The following is a 15,907-nucleotide window of genomic DNA, read 5'->3' as shown; positions in this document are numbered from 1 at the left end:
GCAATGCCCGCCATATCGGCGGCGATGCGGCGGGTGATATCCTCTTCCAGCAGCCGCGCGGCAACATGGACCGCATTGGCCACGCCCTTGGCATCGGCGCTGCCATGGCTTTTCACGACGACGCCGTTGAGGCCCAGGAAAACCGCGCCATTATGGTTGTTGGGGTCGAGATGATGTTTGAGCAGGTGCATGGCAGGCTTGGAGATCAGGAAGCCGACCTTCGAGCGGATCGAGCTGGTGAACGCCTTGCGCAGCACGTCGGTAACGAAGCGGGCGGTGCCCTCCGCCGTCTTGAGCGCGACATTGCCCGAAAAACCGTCGCACACGATCACGTCGGTATCACCGCGGCTGATCTTGTCGCCCTCGGTAAAACCATCGAACTGAAGCGGCAGGGTGTCGGCGGCGCGCAATATGGCGGCGGCGTCGCGAATCTCGTCCGTGCCCTTGAGATCCTCGGTGCCGATGTTGAGCAGGCGCACGCGCGGCCGTTCAAGGTCGAAGGCGATGCGCGAATAGGCCGCGCCCATCACAGCGAACTGGACGAGGTTGCGCGCGTCGCATTCGGTATTGGCGCCCAGGTCGAGCATGATGACGTCATTGTCGCCCAGCGTCGGCAGCATCGCGGCCAGCGCAGGGCGATCGACGCCCGGCATGGTCCGCAGCGCCACTTTCGCCATCGCCATCAGCGCGCCGGTATTGCCCGCCGATACCGCCGCCCCGGCCTGACCCGATTTCACGGCCGCAATGGCCATGCTCATCGAGCTGTCCTTCTTGCGGATCGCGACGCCGGGCTTGTCCGCGCCATCGACCACCGAAGCGGCATGAACAACGTCCGATGCGGCCCGCAAATTAGGGTGGCTGTCGAGCGCGGCCTTGATCCGCGCTTCGTCACCGAACAGGGTGAAAAGGAGTCCATCGTGCCGGTGACGCGCGAGTGCAACACCCGCGATCATCACACGCACGCCTTCATCCCCGCCCATCGCGTCAATTGCGATTCGCGGTTGCCTGGACACGCTGATCACCCCTTTGCGGAGATCGAGACTGGCTTACGCCCCGACGGCGACGATTTCGCGACCGTTATAATGGCCACAGGCACCGCACAGATTATGCGGGCGCTTGAGTTCGCCACAGTTGGAGCATTCCTGGAATGCTTCGACGCGCAGCGAATCGTGGCTACGGCGCATGCCGCGCTTGGAGGGGGACGTTTTCCTTTTGGGGACAGCCATGTCGGCACCTTGTTCCGTAAATTATCTGGTTGTGCGACTGGCCGGTTTCCGATGGAGACGCAGACGCCACAAGGCGCCGCAGACCCATGCGGCCCGGGTGATCGCGAAGCCCTGCGCCTATAGCGGTTTTTGTTCGGGGTGCAAGTCCTTCCTTGCCGATCGCGCCCCGCGCCCTAGACTGAAGCCCTACCGCAACGGGGGAATTTTCATGGCTTTGCCGATCACGCTGACCTTTGCCGCGGCCTGCGCGCTGCTCAACCTGTGGCTGGCGATTCGCTGCGTCCGGCTCCGCGCCAAGGACAAGGTGCTGCATGGCGACGGCGGCAGCGGGCTACTGGCGCGGCGGATGCGCGCCCAGGCCAACTTCATCGAATATACGCCGATCGTGCTGATCCTGTTCGCCCTCGTCGAACTGGCGGTGGGCGGCTCCTTATGGCTGTCCATCGCGGCATTGGTCTATGTGCTGGCGCGCGTGTCGCATGGCTTTGGCATGGATGCGGACAAGCCCACCGTCTGGCGGGCCGTTGGCGCATTGGTCACCTGGCTGGTGATGGTGGGTCTCGCGATCACGGCGCTGACGATCGCCTACACCGCCACGCGCGAAAGGCCTGTGCCGCCCGCACTGGCGGCACAGGTATAGGCTCTAGCCAGCCAGCACCGAATCGGCGACAAAGGGGTTGGTGCGGCGCTCATGGGCGAAATTGCTCATCGCGCCGTGGCCGGGGACGAAGGCCGTGTCGCCCCCCAATGGCCACAGCTTGCCGGTAATCGCGTCGATCAAATCCTGATGATTGCCGCGCGGGAAATCGGTGCGGCCGATCGATCCCTGGAACAGCACGTCGCCGACGATGGCGAGTTTGCTCGGCGCATGGTGGAACACGACATGGCCCGGCGTATGGCCGGGGCAATGGATGACGTCGAAGGTCAGGTTGCCGACGGTCACCTGGTCCCCGTCCTGCAGCCAGCGATCAGGCTCGAAGCTCTCGCCCGGCACGCCCCAGCGTTTGCCGTCTTCGGCCAAGCGCTCGATCCAGAAGCGGTCATCCTCATGCGGTCCTTCGATGGTCACGCCAAGGTCGCGGGCCAAAACCCCTGCCTGGCCGCAATGGTCGATATGGCCATGAGTGACGAGCAATTTCTCGATCGTGACCCCCTGCTCCGCCGCCGCGCGTTTCAGCACGGGCAAGTCGCCGCCCGGATCGACGAAGGCACCGCGCATGGTTTGGGTACACCAAAAGAGGGTACAATTCTGCTGGAGCGGGGTGACCGGGATCAGCATGGCTTTGAGCGGAGGTGTCGTCATGCCCCCGATGTGGCGAAGCGGCGCGGCAGGCGCAAGGCTAGACCGCTTCGTCCAGCGCGGCAAAGGGCTCGGCCAGGCTGATGCTGTCCAGCACCTTGGCGGTCTCATCGCGAACGCGCAGCATTACGCGGTGCAGGCGGCATTCCGATTCGGGCAGACAGTTGGTGCAGCTTTCATGCGCGAAACGACTGGCGCAGGGGGTCAACGCCAGCGACCCGCGCGTCATCCGCACAATGTCGCCATAGCTGATATCAACGGGTGCCAGCGCCAGCCAATAGCCCCCGTCCCGCCCGCGCTGGGTCGCGACCAGCCCTTCGCGCGACAATTCGGAGAGGATGACGGTCAGGAATTTCGCGGGGATGTTCTGGCGTGTGGAAATCTCGCCGAGCGGCACCGGACCCTGGCGGTAGCGATCGGCAAGATGTTGCAGCGCGCGGATGGCGTAACGGGTCTTCTGGGACAACATAGCGTCGTTATTCGCCCCCTCGGCCGATTTTACAACCCGCTCAACGCGCGGGCGTCAGCGCCGCCCGCGCCTGACCCGGAAAGTCGCTGAACAGGCCGTCGACCCCGGTGGCAGCGATGGCGCGGACATAGCCCGTAAAATCACCCAGCCCCTGCGGATCGTCGAGCCGCTGATATTGGGACGGCAGGAAGCTGTTTTCCATCCGCATCGTCCAGACATGGACCTGCAAGCCCGCATCATGCGCGCGACCGACGAGCGCCGTCGCCCCTTCGGGTGCGATCACCAGCGCCGTCGACGGCCCGATCCCATCAGCATAGGCCGCGATATCGGTCAGCCCCTGAACGGTGAGCATATCCGCATAGCTGGTGCCGGGCAGGTCGGCAGGGCCGCCTTCTGCATCCACCAACTGAATGAGCCGCAGGCGCGAGGTGGCGCGGATCGCTTTCAGATTACCGACCTCGAACGACTGGATGAAAACCGGGTCGACCTCGGTCTGATAGCCATAGCGGCTCAGCAGATCGAGCAGCGGCCCTTGATGCGACAGGCCCAGCCCGGCGAAATAGCTCGGATGCTTGGTTTCGGGATACAGGCCGATGCGGCGGCTGCTCTCGGCCTCCTTCGCGCGCACCAGTTGCACTATCTCTTCGAAAGTGGGGATCGGATAGAGGCCGTCGAACCGCTTGTTGGCAGTGCGCAGGTCCGGCAACCGCTCACGGGCGCGCAGGGTGCGCAGTTCGGCAAGGGTGAAATCTTCGGTGAACCAGCCCGACATTTCGATGCCGTCGATCGTCTTGCTCGTCTTGCGATCGGCAAATTCGGGATGGTCGGCGACATCGGTGGTGCCGCCAATCTCATTTTCATGCCGGGCGACCAGAACGCCGTCCTTGGTCAGCACCAGATCCGGCTCGATATAGTCCGCGCCCTGGTCGATGGCGCGCTCATAGCTGGCGAGCGTATGTTCGGGCCGCTCTCCACTGGCACCGCGATGGGCGATGATCAGCGGATCGGCCCGCGCGGCAGAAAGGGGGATGAGGCTCATCAACAGCAACAAGCCGATCCGCACCACATCCCCGCCCCTCAAGCCGAAACGCCTTGCAGCGCGTTTTCGTAGGTGGTGGCCTTGAACCCGATGATCGTGCCCTTGCCGGTGTCGAGGATCGGCCGCTTGATCAGCGACGGGTTGGTGATCATCAGCAGGATCGCCTTGTCCGCATCGATATGCGCCTTGTCCCCTGCGTCGAGCGCACGAAAGCTGGTGCCGGAACGGTTGAAGATGGTTTCCCAGCCATGTTCCATGACCCATTCCTCCAGCTTGGCTTTATCCACGCCCGAAACCTTATAGTCGTGGAAGCTGTAGGGAACGCGCTCATTGTCCAGCCAGTTACGGGCCTTCTTGATCGTGTCGCAATTTTTGATGCCGTACATGGTGATCATGGCGACTTATCCTTTGAAGGCGGTGACTTCGATTTCGATCTTCATTTCCGGCTTGATGAGGCCGGTGACGACGCAGCTGGCGGCGGGACGGATCGTCCCGAACACCGGCGCGGTCGCCTGGCCCAGATCGTCCCAATAAGCCGGGTCGGTGATATAATAAGTGACGCGCACTACGTCAGCAAACGAGAAACCTGCGTCATGCAGTGCCTTGCCGATGACCTTGAGCGCATTGGCGGCCTGATCGGCCACGCTGTCGGGCATCACCTTCGTTTCGGGGTCCGTCCCGGTGGTTCCGGCGACGAAGCACCAGTCGCCCTGGACGACGGCGCGCGAATAGCCGACCTGCGCCTCGAAGGGCGAGCCGGACGAAATGAGCTGGCGAGGCATGAAGATTCCTGTTGCAGTGCGAAAAGGATCGCTTGGGCCTTTGGCCTTTCAGCCCGGCGCTGTCCAGTGGTTTCCGGGGCCAGTGGTTTCCGGGGCCAGTGGTTTCCGGGGAACGCGCCGCGATGCCGACCGTTGAAGAGCGATCAATCCCTATAAGGAGACCGGCCATGGACCGCCCTACCCCCGACACGGAAGACAATAGCGAACAGGCCGATGCGGGCACGCAGGCGCAGGACGTCGCCGCCGACGCGCAAGCGCGCGCGACCGATCCGTCGGAAGATAGCGAGCGGGGCGGCCACGCCAATCCGGCGCAGATCATTCCCGACGATGTGCCCGACCTGGTCGAGCGGATGAACGACATGAACCGGTCGGGCCGGATCGACATGGATGCCTATGCGGGCGAGCCGCAGATGGACGATGAGGATGACGCCTTCGGGACGACCGAAGACGACGAGTAAGTCGTCAGGCGGCGGCGCTGTCGTCCAGCCCCAAATTGATCATGCCCCGCGTCATATGGCCCAGCGCCTGCGTCATCGAATCGGCAATGGCGGGATCGATATCGTCCTGCGCTGCAATGGCGCAGGTCATCGCCATCGCCCATTGATCCGCCAACGCCGGGGTGATCGGAAAGGCGCGATGCAGCGACATGATGCACGGCCCGCGCTCAAACCAGTCGCGCGGGCCGCCCAGCCAGCCGGTCAGGAAGCGGGTCAGGCCGTGCCGCACAGGGCCAAGGTCTGCGGCGTGGACGGCGCGCAGGTCCGCATAGGCTTGGTCCTCTTCCAGTAGATCGTAAAAGCGGGTGACGATGGCGCGAACAGCGGGTGACGATGGCGCGAACGGCGGGTTCGCCGCCGATGCGGGCATAGGGGCTGGGCGGCGCGGCTGCGTTCATGGGAGATGGCTCCGTTTCGGATAACCCTTTCAGCATGGCGTTGGCGCGCGCCCTGTCCTTGATCCCGGTCAAATCGCGCCGGATCGGCGCGAAGATGGTCGCACTTTAACCTGTCATTTGCTGTTGGCCACCTAGGCTCGCCCGATGGCAAGACAGGCATATGGGCGCAACAACCGGCGCAGCGGGGCCATCAGCGGCCCATCTTTCATTTATATCCTATGTCTGGGGCTGCTGCTGGGCTGGTATGGACCGGAGTGGATCGAGCGGGGAACGCTGCCGACGATTCCAGTAACCGGGCAAAGTCAAAGCAGCGATACGCTATCGGCGCAGTTCGGCTTTTGCCACAGCGGCGGCGGGACTGATTGCGTCGTTGATGGCGACACATTTTGGTTCAAGGGCGCGAAATATCGGATCGCCGACATCGACACGCCCGAAACCCATGGGCCGCGCTGCGCCGCCGAGGGTGCATTGGGCGCGCAGGCCACGCAGCGGCTGCAAGTCTTGCTCAATGCCGGTCCCTTCACGCTGGAAAGCGTGGATCGCGATGTGGATCGCTATGGCCGGTCGTTGCGGGTCGTGACGCGCGGCGGCAACTCGATCGGCGGGATGCTGGTGGCCGAAGGGCTGGCACGGGAATGGGACGGGGCGCGGCGTCCCTGGTGTTGAACGCAGCGCCCCTATTCTCCTGTTAGCGGCAGTTCACGCCGCCACGGTCGATTTCGCGGCCCAGCAGCGCGCCCGCGCCACCACCGATCAGGATACCGGCGATGTTGGACTGGCCCCGGTCGATCTGGCCGCCGAGCAATCCACCCAGCGCCGCGCCGACGATCAGGCCGGTGGTGCCGTCCGAGCGGCGGCAATAATAGCGGTCGTCATAGCCGCGATAGATGCGGGTGCGGCGATCGACGCGGATCGGCTGGTAGCCGCCGCGATAATAGCGATCGGGCCGATAGCTGCGGCCATAGCGCGGGTCGGGGCGGTTCCAGTCATAGCTGTAGACCGGACGACCGGGGCGGCGATAGGTCACGCGCTGGTCGTTCCGACGATCCTGACGCCAGTCGCGGCGATCATCCCGACGATCCACCCGGCGGTCCTGCCGATCATCGCGACGGTCGGCACGACGATCCTGGCGGTTGTCGCGACGGTCATCCTTGCGATCGGCACGACGCTCCTGCCGGTCATCGCGGCGATCCTCACGCCGTTCGCGATTGTCGCGGCCCGGCTGCGCAAAGGCGGGCGTCGCAGCCAGGCCCGTCAGCGTCATCGCGCCGAGCGACAAGGCGGCAATGGCCTGTTTGAAGGTGAATGTCATGAGCGGGTCCTTCCCTGGGGTCGTGTCTCTGCAGTCAGAACCCCAAGGCGTACAGGATGTTGCATGAACGGAACAAAACATGCCGTTCATCCCCGGTTCGGTCGGATAACCGCGCTGCTAATGAAAAGGCAGGGCGCTTACCAGCGCCCTGCCCTACCTAATCCTGAGATTTTAGATCGTCTGATGACGCAGCCTTTTACTCTGCCGCGATCCCCGCAGCCTTGAACATGTCCGGGTCCACCTCATCCGCATTGGCGGGCACGGCGCGGGTCTTGCGACGGTCGAAGGCGTCCCACACGTCGTTCCACTGGCCGCGTGTCGCGCCCTTTGAATATTCCGTCGCACGGGTTTCGAAGAAATTGGCATGTTCCACGCCGTTGAGCAGCGGGCTAAGCCAGGGGAGCGGATGCTCTTCGATCATGTAGATGGGTTTGAAGCCAAGCTGGCCCAGCCGCCAGTCGGCGATGTAGCGGACATATTTCTTAATATCCTTCGCCGTCATGCCCGGAACCGGCCCCATTTCGAAGACCAGATCGATGAACGCATCCTCGATCCGCACCGTCTTCTGGCACATATCCATGATATCTTCCCTGACCGCGGGGGTCAGGCAGCCACGTTCGGCGCAGAAGGCGTGGAACAGCTTGATGATGCCCTCGCAATGCAGCGTCTCGTCACGGATCGACCAGGTGACGATCTGGCCCATGCCCTTCATCTTGTTGAAGCGCGGGAAGTTCATCAGCATCGCGAAGGACGCAAAGAGCTGCAGGCCTTCGGTAAAGCCGCCGAACATCGCCAGGGTACGGGCGATATCCTCGTCGGTATCGACGCCGAACTGCTGCAGATAGTCATGCTTATCCTTCATCTCCTTATATTGGAGGAAGGCGCTATATTCGCTTTCGGGCATGCCGATCGTGTCGAGCAGGTGCGAGTAAGCCGCGATATGCACGGTTTCCATGTTGCTGAACGCGGTCAGCATCATCTTGACTTCCGTGGGCTTGAACACGCGGCCATATTTTTCGTGGTAGCAATCCTGCACTTCCACGTCGGCCTGTGTGAAGAAGCGGAAGATCTGCGTCAGCAGGTTGCGCTCATGATCGGACAGTTTCTGCGCCCAGTCGCGGCAATCCTCGCCCAAGGGGACTTCCTCCGGCAGCCAGTGCAGCTGTTGCTGACGCTTCCAGAAGTCGTAGGCCCAGGGATATTCGAACGGCTTATATTGCTTGGAGGCTTGAAGAAGAGACATGGGGTAACTCCGGGAAATCTATATTGGCCTTTCTCTCCTCTTTGGGAGAGAGGCTCACAAAATCACTGACAGGCCAGACACTCGTCATAGTCCGTGCTTTCGATCTCGAACTTGGGCGCGTCGATCGTGTTGTCGGCTTCCACACCACCGGCAAAGCCCGCGCGCTGGACCGATTTGGACCGCAGATAATAAAGCGACTTGATGCCCAGTTCCCACGCGCGGAAGTGGAGCATGAGCAGATCCCATTTTTCCACATCGGCCGGGATGAACAGGTTCAGCGACTGCGCTTGATCGATATAGGGGGTGCGGTCGGCCGCGAGTTCGAGTAGCCAGCGCTGGTCGATCTCGAAGCTGGTCTTGAACGTGTCCTTTTCTTCCTGGCTCAGGAAGTCGAGATGCTGGACGCTACCGCCATGTTCGAGGATCGAGTTCCAGACATTATTGCTGTCCTTCGCCTTCTCGATCAGCAGCTTTTCAAGATAGGGATTCTTGATCGAGAAGCTGCCCGACAGCGTCTTATGCGTATAGATATTGGCCGGGATCGGCTCGATGCAAGCCGACGTGCCGCCGCAGATGATGGAAATCGACGCGGTCGGCGCGATCGCCATCTTGCAGCTGAAACGCTCCATCACGCCCTGGTCGGCGGCGTCCGGGCACGGGCCGCGCTCGATGGCGAGCTGCATCGAGGCTTCGTCCACCTGGCCCTTGATATGCTTGAACATGCGCAGGTTCCACGACTTGGCCATCGCACCCTCGAACGGGATGCCGCGCGCCTGGAGGAAGCTGTGGAAGCCCATGACGCCAAGGCCGACCGAGCGTTCGCGGCTGGCGCTATATTTGGCGCGCGCCATTTCGGGCGGGGCGCGGTCGATATAATCCTGCAACACATTGTCGAGGAAGCGCATAATGTCTTCGGCGAAGAGCTTTTCGTCCTTCCACTCGTCCCAGGTTTCCAGGTTCATCGACGACAGGCAGCAGACCGCCGTGCGGTCATTGCCAAGGTGATCGCGCCCGGTCGGCAGGGTGATTTCCGAGCAGAGGTTCGACGTCGAGACTTTCAGCCCCAGGTCGCGATGATGTTTGGGCATCATGCGGTTCACCGTGTCGTTGAACACGATATAGGGCTCGCCGGTCGCCAACCGGGTTTCGACCAGCTTCTGGAACAGCGCGCGTGCGTCGATGGTGGAGCGGATCGACTGGTCCTTGGGGCTGCGCAGATGAAATTCACGGCCGTCGCGCACGGCTTCCATGAATTCGTCGGTCAAAAGGACACCATGATGCAGGTTGAGCGCCTTGCGGTTGAAGTCACCGCTGGGCTTGCGGATTTCGAGAAACTCCTCGATTTCCGGGTGCGACACGTCGAGATAGCAGGCGGCCGAACCGCGACGCAGGCTGCCCTGGCTGATCGCCAGCGTCAGGCTGTCCATCACGCGGACGAAAGGAATGATGCCGCTGGTCTTGCCGTTGAGGCCCACCGGCTCGCCGATGCCGCGCACGCTGCCCCAATAGGTGCCGATTCCGCCGCCGCGCGAGGCAAGCCAGACATTCTCGTTCCAGGTGTTGACGATTCCCTCCAGGCTGTCGTCCACGCTATTCAGATAGCAGCTGATCGGCAGGCCGCGTCCGGTGCCGCCATTGGACAGGACCGGGGTGGCGGGCATGAACCAGAGTTTGGAGATATAGTCATAGACACGCTGGGCGTGGTCCTGATTGTCCGAATAGGCCGACGCGACGCGGGCGAACAGATCCTGATAGGATTCGCCGGGCAGCAGATAGCGGTCGTTCAGCGTATCCTTGCCGAATTCGGTCAGCAACGCATCGCGCGACGCATCGGTCACGATGTCGAAGCGACGCTCCACCACGGTCGAGGAGGTCAGGGGTGCCGCCTCCTTGGGCTGCGCCTTGGCCGGAGCCGCCTTATTCGTTGCCGCTACCGCGTCCAACACTTCATCCATCACAGTCGCCACGTCGCCAGTACCACCTTGTCCGCTATCTCGAAAATCCATCTCAGCCCCCGAATGTTCCTGTTCCGTTCGATTCGGTCAAGCCCCGCGCCGTCCAGTCGCGCATCCGCCGCAAACCGTTTCGTGCCGGGACCGGAACGAGGCCCGCAAGACCGCGATCGCACGGACAAAATGCCCTTCAAGCGAAACCAGGTTCCGCGACGCAATCACAATCTGTTGGGTGACCCCCGTTAACCCGATACAAGGGATAGTGCCATAGCCCCTTTGGGACGCAAGAGGGTAAATGACCGTTTAGAGACTCCGTTCGTCGCTCGCCCGATTCATTTCATCGCCGCTTTTGCCTGTCGCAACGCCGCGACGCATGGACTTCCCTGCCCCCCGCAAAAGGCAAGGGGGAGCATGGCCCCAAAAAAATATATAGGGGCTTGCCACGCAAATGCGTGCGCGGCCGGAGTCGGGCTTCGCACCTATGTACCTGTCTGCCTACACTGGACTTGAGAACGGGGATGCGTATAGCCCCAGCCCAAGCAGGAACCCGCCGTGCAGGACCGGGCCGCAGATATGGGGACTAGGGTAGATGACGCTCATCAAAACCGCCGATCTGATCGAGAGCGTGGCCGACGCGCTCCAGTTCATCAGCTATTATCACCCGATGGATTATATCCGCGCGCTCGGCAAAGCCTATGAGGCGGAGCAAAGCCCGGCAGCCAAGGACGCCATTGCGCAGATCCTGACCAACAGCCGCATGTGCGCGGAGGGGCATCGCCCGATCTGCCAGGATACCGGCATCGTCAATGTCTTCGTCAAATGGGGCATGGAATGCCGGTTGGACGATAATAGCCGGTCGATGCAGGACGTCATCGATGAAGGCGTGCGGCGCGCTTACCTCAACCCCGAAAACCGCCTACGCGCCTCGATCCTGCGCGACCCCGCCTTCACCCGCCAGAATACCAAGGACAACACGCCCTGCGTCCTGTCGGTCGAGATGGTGCCAGGCAACAAGGTCGTCATCGACGTCGCGGCCAAGGGCGGCGGGTCGGAGAATAAGACCAAGTTCAAGATGATGAACCCCAGCGATTCGATCGTCGACTGGGTGCTGGACATGATCCCGCAAATGGGTGCCGGCTGGTGCCCGCCCGGCATGCTGGGCATCGGCATTGGCGGCACCGCGGAAAAGGCGGTGGCGCTGGCCAAGGAAAGCCTGATGGAGCCCATCGACATGGGCGAACTCAAGGCGCGCGGACCACAGACCGACATCGAGAAGATGCGGGTCGAGATTTTCGACAAGGTCAATGCGTTGGGTATCGGCGCGCAGGGTCTGGGCGGCCTGTCCACCATCCTCGACGTCAAAATTTACGACTATCCCTGCCATGCGGCGGGCAAGCCCGTGGCGATGATCCCCAATTGCGCCGCGACGCGCCACGCGCATTTCACGCTCGACGGCTCCGGCCCCGCCTATCTGGAAGCGCCCAAGCTGTCCGAATGGCCCGACGTCAACTGGACGCCCAGCAAGGAAGCGATCCGCGTCGACCTCAACACCTTGACGCCCGAAGTCGTGCAAAGCTGGAAGCATGGCGACCGGCTGCTGCTGAACGGCAAGATGCTGACCGGCCGTGACGCCGCGCACAAGCGGATCAAGGATATGCTGAGCCGGGGCGAAAGCCTGCCGGTCGATTTCAAGGGTCGCGTCATCTATTATGTCGGCCCGGTCGATCCGGTCGGAGACGAAGTGGTCGGCCCGGCCGGTCCCACCACCGCGACCCGGATGGACAGCTTCATGGACATGATGCTGGAACAAGGCCTGCTGGGCTGCGTCGGCAAGGCGGAGCGCGGCGTTGCGGCGACCGCCGCCATCGCCAAGCATAAGAGCGCCTATCTGATGGCGGTCGGCGGTGCGGCCTATCTGGTCGCGCGCGCCATCAAGGGCGCCAAGGTCGTCGGCTTTGAGGACCTTGGCATGGAGGCGATCTACGAATTCGATGTGGCGGACATGCCGGTGACCGTCGCGGTCGACAGCGAAGGCCAGAATGTCCACCACCTCGCCCCGCTGGTCTGGCAGGAAAAAATCAAGCGCGAAGGCTTGCTGGAAGGGGGTGTGAGCGCGCGCTAACGCTTCCTTCACCATGCTGCGATACCCCCATGGAAATGGGGAATATCGCAGACATCGGAACCGTCGCCAGAGCGGTCATGAAGGTCGCCAAATTGTCGGGCGACCTGGGCATCCGCACGCTCGACCTGCAGGCCGACATTAGCGAACTGGCCGACCGGGTCACGCAGCAGGCGCAGATGATCGAGGCGATCAGCGGCGCGGCGGGGCAATTGTCGCGCGATGGCGACAGCGTGGCGCTGGCCGGGCAGGATGCGCGGGAACAGGCGATCGCGGCGCGCGCCATCATCGATGATTCGGGCCGCCAGCTCTCCGCCGCCAACAGCAATTTCGTCGACCTGATCGACCAGGTCAGCCACATCCATGCGCGGCTCGACGGCTTTGGCGAGGCGCTGCGCACCGTCGCCCATGTCACCAGCATGATCAGCGGCATTGCGAGCCAGACCAACCTGCTGGCGCTCAACGCCACGATCGAGGCGGCGCGGGCGGGCGATGCGGGGCGCGGCTTTGCCGTAGTCGCGGCCGAGGTCAAGAAACTGGCGCAGGAAACCGCCGCCGCCACCCAGACGATCGAACAGTCGATCGCGGCGCTGACCGGCGAGGCGGGCGGCATGCTCGCCAGCATTACCCAGGGCGCGCAGACCGCACGCACCGCCCAGTCGGACACGCGCAATATCGAAACGCTGGTCGAACGGCTCGCCGCGCTGATGCTCGACCTGTCGAGCAACAGCGAGACGGTGGCGCGGCGGATCGCGTCGATGGTCGGGTCCGCGGGCGAAATCCGCACCGGCATCGCGACGCTGGCCAGCACGTCGAGCGACAATGCCGACGGGCTGCAACGGCTGTCGGGCCGCGTGTCGACCGCTAGCAGCGACACCAACATGCTGCTGCAATATCTGGCCGAAAGCGGGGTCGATATTCCAGACTCGCCCTATATCCGCTTCAGCCTGCAGTCGGCGCAAAAGGTCGCGGACGCGATCGAGCGGGCGATCGAGCGCGGTGAGGCAAGCGAAGCGGCGATCTTCAGCGATGATTATGCGCCGATCCCCGGCACCAACCCGCCGCAATATACGCATCCCGTGCAGGCGGTGATCCTGCCCGTCGCCCGCGCGCAGCAGGAACGGGCGCGCGGCTTTACCGGGCTGTTCGGCATGACCTTCACCGACCGCAACGCCTATGGCGCGGTCGCCATGCCCGAACGCGCGCAGCCGCAGCGGCCGGGTGACGACGTATGGAATGCGGAACATGCGCGGCAGGGGCTGATCTTCGACTTTCCCGACACGCGCGAACAGGCGCGGACCACCCAGCCCTTCTGCATCAAAGCCTATCGCCGCCTGACCGCCAGCGGCGACGTGCTGCTGCTCAAACAGGTGATCGCGTCGATCCATGTGAAGGGGCGGCACTGGGGCATTTTGCAAATGGCCTATCAGGACCAGGGCTAAGCGCAGCCCGGCAAAGCGGCCGCCGCGCCCTTGCCAAATCTGTGAAGTTCACACCATCGCAGGCCACGCAATTGCGCGCGAACGGACGAGTGACGTCGATTTCGCAATAGGAGAATTTTTGCGAAGTGTGGGGGTGCGTGCGGTTATGGGCGCGCGGGGACGAGGGGGACGGACGGCGAGAAAGAGCGGGGGAGCATCGCATGGATTGGGGGATGTAGGACAGGGGTGTTTTGGGTGGCCACGGACTGGCCGCGTTCGCCCACACAGCGCTGGGTGAAGCTGCGAGCATTTGCAACCTTCTGACAAGGAGATTTTGCTAACCGCTTTACCCATGCTAAGTGTCCATTGGCTCACCGATGGAGGATTTGTGGCACTTGAAGATGAGGTGAAAGCGGCCCGCACCGAGATTGTTTCGGACGGCTACGATATGTCGATCGGCGAAGTGATGAACCTTTACAGGGACAAGGAACTGAAGATCGATCCCGCCTTTCAGCGCCTCTTCCGCTGGGATCAAACCCGCAAAACGCGATTTATCGAATCTCTTCTTCTAGGTATCCCAATACCTCCCATCTTTGTGTTCCAAGATGCTGACGGCATTTGGGAGTTGATCGACGGGCTACAACGTTTGTCGACGGTTTTTCAGTTCACTCGTTTGCTCACTGGGGAGCGCGCCGAAGAACTTGGCCCACTCATTCTGGAAGGTACCCAATTCCTCCCCAGCCTTGCAGGTAAGCTGTGGGAGCCATCAAGTCCAGATTCGGACGACGGAATTGGCTCGGCCCAGCAGTTACAAATCAAACGCGCCAGGGTTCGGGTCGAAATTCTAAAAATGGAAAGTGATGCAAAAGCAAAATACGAGCTTTTCCAGCGTTTAAATACTGGCGGTGCCGGCCTAACCGAACAAGAAGTCAGAAACTGTGTAGCCGTTATGGTAAACAAGACATTTTTTGACGCATTAGTCACGATGTCAAATAATCCTAACTTTGTGAGAACTAGTGCCCAAACTGAGTCTGCGGTGGAGTCGCAAGCGAGTGTTGAACTTGCGCTCCGTTTTCTGGCATTTCGGAATGTGCCATACCTCAAGGGCCTCGACGTTCATGAGTATTTAGACAAAGCTCTTCTTGAAATCGCGTCTAATGAAAACTTCGATGCGGCCAGTGAAGCAGCGGTTTTTCGCAAAACATTTGAATATCTGGACCATGCTCTTGGCGATAGCGCATTCAAACGTTGGGACGGTACCAACTTCAAAGGCAAATTTTTGATGTCGGTATTTGAAGTAATTGCATTCGGCGTTTCAAAAAACATCGAAGCGCTGGATCAGATGCAAGCCGTTGATCGCGATGCATTCTTAATCGACAAGGCAAAGAAGCTTTGGGATAACGAGGTATTCAAGGCAAATTCGGGAGGCGGAACGAGGGGCACGACCCGCCTCGTCAATCTGTTGCCAATGGCCGAAGATTTCCTCAAACCGGAGTGACGTGCGGGTGGCAAAGATTCGATCGCAGGATCATTTGCAAGACGCCCTCGACCGAGAACTGGGGTGGCGCATAAAAGAGATTCTAAATCTTAAAACAAGTATAGGATCTGCAAAATCCCTGTCACAAGCTACACTTGTTCGCGCTAGTATCGCACTTTTGTACGCTCATTGGGAAGGGTTCATTAAAGCGGCTTCTATTTCTTATGCAGAATATGTATCCACGCGCGGCCTTCGATTTGAGGATCTGAAGCCATGTTTCATTATTTTGGGGTTGCGAGGTAGGCTCGATACATTGGCCGCTTCAAAGCAGGCCTTAGCGTCAGCAGAGGCGCTAGGATTTATTCAAAAGCGGCTCGGTGACAACGCTAGTTTCAATCTAGAGAACGCGATAGATACTGAATCGAATTTAAGTTCTTCAGTATTCCAGAATATACTTCGTTCTATCGGCCTAAATGACGATCATTATTCACCTTACTATAATTTAATTGACGAAAGCTTGTTAAAAAGGCGCAACAAGGTTGCCCATGGTGAATATCTAGATTTAAACGCAAGAGAGTGGAGGGATATTGCCGACACGGTTGTCAGTCTAATGCGGGCATTCAAAACTGACATTCAAAACGCAGCAATATTGGCTTCTTACAGGGCGGTGTA

Annotated in this window: 17 protein-coding genes and 1 pseudogene; 7 read left to right on the top strand and 11 right to left on the bottom strand. The window is 61.2% G+C overall.

All coding sequences use genetic code 11. From position 1 onward, the window contains the following. Together plsX and rpmF are read right to left on the bottom strand one after the other, a co-directional pair. The coding region (gene plsX / locus IL54_RS22645; protein ID WP_237748936.1) for a phosphate acyltransferase PlsX at positions 1–980 on the bottom strand (980 nt) is incomplete at its 3' end. A gap of 66 nt (positions 981–1,046) precedes the next feature. Continuing rightward, positions 1,047–1,226 (bottom strand): 50S ribosomal protein L32, encoded by a 180-nt coding sequence (gene rpmF / locus IL54_RS22120; protein WP_006957677.1) that lies wholly within the window; start codon positions 1,224–1,226, stop codon positions 1,047–1,049. A 208-nt stretch (positions 1,227–1,434) separates the two neighbouring features. Here rpmF and IL54_RS03300 point away from each other — a divergent pair, with 208 nt between their 5' ends. After that, positions 1,435–1,866, top strand: a complete 432-nt coding sequence (locus tag IL54_RS03300) for an MAPEG family protein (protein WP_037473227.1) — start codon at positions 1,435–1,437, stop codon at positions 1,864–1,866. 3 nt (positions 1,867–1,869) lie between these two features. On the opposite strand, the gene IL54_RS03295 is transcribed toward IL54_RS03300, so the two are convergent. Genes IL54_RS03295 through IL54_RS03275 form a run of 5 tightly spaced genes read right to left on the bottom strand, consistent with a single transcriptional unit; the run spans position 1,870 to position 4,816 of the window. Then, a complete protein-coding gene (locus IL54_RS03295; RefSeq protein ID WP_037473226.1) occupies positions 1,870–2,529 on the bottom strand; it encodes an MBL fold metallo-hydrolase in 660 nt (219 codons plus the stop codon). A gap of 37 nt (positions 2,530–2,566) precedes the next feature. After that, positions 2,567–2,995 carry an RrF2 family transcriptional regulator gene (locus IL54_RS03290; RefSeq protein WP_037473224.1) on the bottom strand — a complete coding sequence of 143 codons (429 nt, stop codon included), beginning with the start codon at positions 2,993–2,995 and terminating at the stop codon, positions 2,567–2,569. Positions 2,996–3,035: 40 nt separating this feature from the next. Further along, positions 3,036–4,034: a glycerophosphodiester phosphodiesterase gene (locus IL54_RS03285; protein ID WP_443211260.1), complete on the bottom strand. Its 999-nt coding sequence runs from the start codon at positions 4,032–4,034 to the stop codon at positions 3,036–3,038. Between the two features lie 38 nt (positions 4,035–4,072). Further along, positions 4,073–4,429: an ArsC family reductase gene (locus IL54_RS03280; protein ID WP_037473222.1), complete on the bottom strand. Its 357-nt coding sequence runs from the start codon at positions 4,427–4,429 to the stop codon at positions 4,073–4,075. 6 nt (positions 4,430–4,435) lie between these two features. Beyond that, positions 4,436–4,816 carry a RidA family protein gene (locus tag IL54_RS03275; protein WP_037473220.1) on the bottom strand — a complete coding sequence of 127 codons (381 nt, stop codon included), beginning with the start codon at positions 4,814–4,816 and terminating at the stop codon, positions 4,436–4,438. A 167-nt stretch (positions 4,817–4,983) separates the two neighbouring features. Between IL54_RS03275 and IL54_RS03270 the strand changes: the two genes are divergently transcribed. Next, positions 4,984–5,274, top strand: a complete 291-nt coding sequence (locus tag IL54_RS03270) for a hypothetical protein (RefSeq protein ID WP_037473218.1) — start codon at positions 4,984–4,986, stop codon at positions 5,272–5,274. 4 nt (positions 5,275–5,278) lie between these two features. On the opposite strand, the pseudogene IL54_RS03265 reads toward IL54_RS03270, so the two are convergent. Continuing rightward, positions 5,279–5,711, bottom strand: a pseudogene (locus IL54_RS03265) (globin domain-containing protein). A 144-nt stretch (positions 5,712–5,855) separates the two neighbouring features. On the opposite strand from IL54_RS03265, the gene IL54_RS03260 reads away from it, so the two are divergent. Then, a complete protein-coding gene (locus IL54_RS03260) occupies positions 5,856–6,377 on the top strand; it encodes a thermonuclease family protein (RefSeq protein WP_156106101.1) in 522 nt (173 codons plus the stop codon). A gap of 22 nt (positions 6,378–6,399) precedes the next feature. Here IL54_RS03260 and IL54_RS03255 read toward each other — a convergent pair whose 3' ends face one another. The 3 genes from IL54_RS03255 to IL54_RS03245 all read right to left on the bottom strand — a co-directional run bounded on the left by IL54_RS03255 (position 6,400) and on the right by IL54_RS03245 (position 10,272). Next, a complete protein-coding gene (locus IL54_RS03255) occupies positions 6,400–7,023 on the bottom strand; it encodes a glycine zipper 2TM domain-containing protein (RefSeq protein ID WP_037473215.1) in 624 nt (207 codons plus the stop codon). A 196-nt stretch (positions 7,024–7,219) separates the two neighbouring features. Next, positions 7,220–8,266 carry a ribonucleotide-diphosphate reductase subunit beta gene (locus tag IL54_RS03250; protein WP_037473212.1) on the bottom strand — a complete coding sequence of 349 codons (1,047 nt, stop codon included), beginning with the start codon at positions 8,264–8,266 and terminating at the stop codon, positions 7,220–7,222. A gap of 62 nt (positions 8,267–8,328) precedes the next feature. Continuing rightward, positions 8,329–10,272, bottom strand: coding sequence for a ribonucleoside-diphosphate reductase subunit alpha (locus tag IL54_RS03245; RefSeq protein ID WP_237748772.1), 1,944 nt, complete (start codon positions 10,270–10,272; stop codon positions 8,329–8,331). Positions 10,273–10,807: 535 nt separating this feature from the next. On the opposite strand from IL54_RS03245, the gene IL54_RS03240 reads away from it, so the two are divergent. The 4 genes from IL54_RS03240 to IL54_RS24565 all read left to right on the top strand — a co-directional run. After that, positions 10,808–12,340: a fumarate hydratase gene (locus tag IL54_RS03240; RefSeq protein ID WP_037473210.1), complete on the top strand. Its 1,533-nt coding sequence runs from the start codon at positions 10,808–10,810 to the stop codon at positions 12,338–12,340. Positions 12,341–12,417: 77 nt separating this feature from the next. Beyond that, positions 12,418–13,779 carry a methyl-accepting chemotaxis protein gene (locus tag IL54_RS03235; protein WP_037477713.1) on the top strand — a complete coding sequence of 454 codons (1,362 nt, stop codon included), beginning with the start codon at positions 12,418–12,420 and terminating at the stop codon, positions 13,777–13,779. A 367-nt stretch (positions 13,780–14,146) separates the two neighbouring features. Then, positions 14,147–15,256 (top strand): DUF262 domain-containing protein, encoded by a 1,110-nt coding sequence (locus tag IL54_RS03230; protein ID WP_037477711.1) that lies wholly within the window; start codon positions 14,147–14,149, stop codon positions 15,254–15,256. A gap of 34 nt (positions 15,257–15,290) precedes the next feature. After that, positions 15,291–15,907: MAE_28990/MAE_18760 family HEPN-like nuclease (locus IL54_RS24565; RefSeq protein ID WP_237748771.1), on the top strand; the 617-nt coding region annotated here is incomplete at its 3' end.

The sequence above is a fragment of the Sphingobium sp. ba1 genome (genome assembly GCF_000743655.1).
In the GTDB taxonomy this organism is placed as follows: domain Bacteria; phylum Pseudomonadota; class Alphaproteobacteria; order Sphingomonadales; family Sphingomonadaceae; genus Sphingobium.
This window is presented reverse-complemented; position numbering and strand designations above follow the sequence as displayed.

Bases quoted from the DNA above. Each gene is read 5' to 3' on its own strand.
- rpmF (WP_006957677.1), bottom strand. From the start codon at position 1,226: ATGGCTGTCCCCAAAAGGAAAACGTCCCCCTCCAAGCGCGGCATGCGC.
- IL54_RS03300 (WP_037473227.1), top strand. From the start codon at position 1,435: ATGGCTTTGCCGATCACGCTGACCTTTGCCGCGGCCTGCGCGCTGCTC.
- IL54_RS03295 (WP_037473226.1), bottom strand. From the start codon at position 2,529: ATGACGACACCTCCGCTCAAAGCCATGCTGATCCCGGTCACCCCGCTC.
- IL54_RS03290 (WP_037473224.1), bottom strand. From the start codon at position 2,995: ATGTTGTCCCAGAAGACCCGTTACGCCATCCGCGCGCTGCAACATCTT.
- IL54_RS03285 (WP_443211260.1), bottom strand. From the start codon at position 4,034: ATGAGCCTCATCCCCCTTTCTGCCGCGCGGGCCGATCCGCTGATCATC.
- IL54_RS03280 (WP_037473222.1), bottom strand. From the start codon at position 4,429: ATGATCACCATGTACGGCATCAAAAATTGCGACACGATCAAGAAGGCC.
- IL54_RS03275 (WP_037473220.1), bottom strand. From the start codon at position 4,816: ATGCCTCGCCAGCTCATTTCGTCCGGCTCGCCCTTCGAGGCGCAGGTC.
- IL54_RS03270 (WP_037473218.1), top strand. From the start codon at position 4,984: ATGGACCGCCCTACCCCCGACACGGAAGACAATAGCGAACAGGCCGAT.
- IL54_RS03260 (WP_156106101.1), top strand. From the start codon at position 5,856: ATGGCAAGACAGGCATATGGGCGCAACAACCGGCGCAGCGGGGCCATC.
- IL54_RS03255 (WP_037473215.1), bottom strand. From the start codon at position 7,023: ATGACATTCACCTTCAAACAGGCCATTGCCGCCTTGTCGCTCGGCGCG.
- IL54_RS03250 (WP_037473212.1), bottom strand. From the start codon at position 8,266: ATGTCTCTTCTTCAAGCCTCCAAGCAATATAAGCCGTTCGAATATCCC.
- IL54_RS03245 (WP_237748772.1), bottom strand. From the start codon at position 10,272: ATGGATTTTCGAGATAGCGGACAAGGTGGTACTGGCGACGTGGCGACT.
- IL54_RS03240 (WP_037473210.1), top strand. From the start codon at position 10,808: ATGACGCTCATCAAAACCGCCGATCTGATCGAGAGCGTGGCCGACGCG.
- IL54_RS03235 (WP_037477713.1), top strand. From the start codon at position 12,418: ATGAAGGTCGCCAAATTGTCGGGCGACCTGGGCATCCGCACGCTCGAC.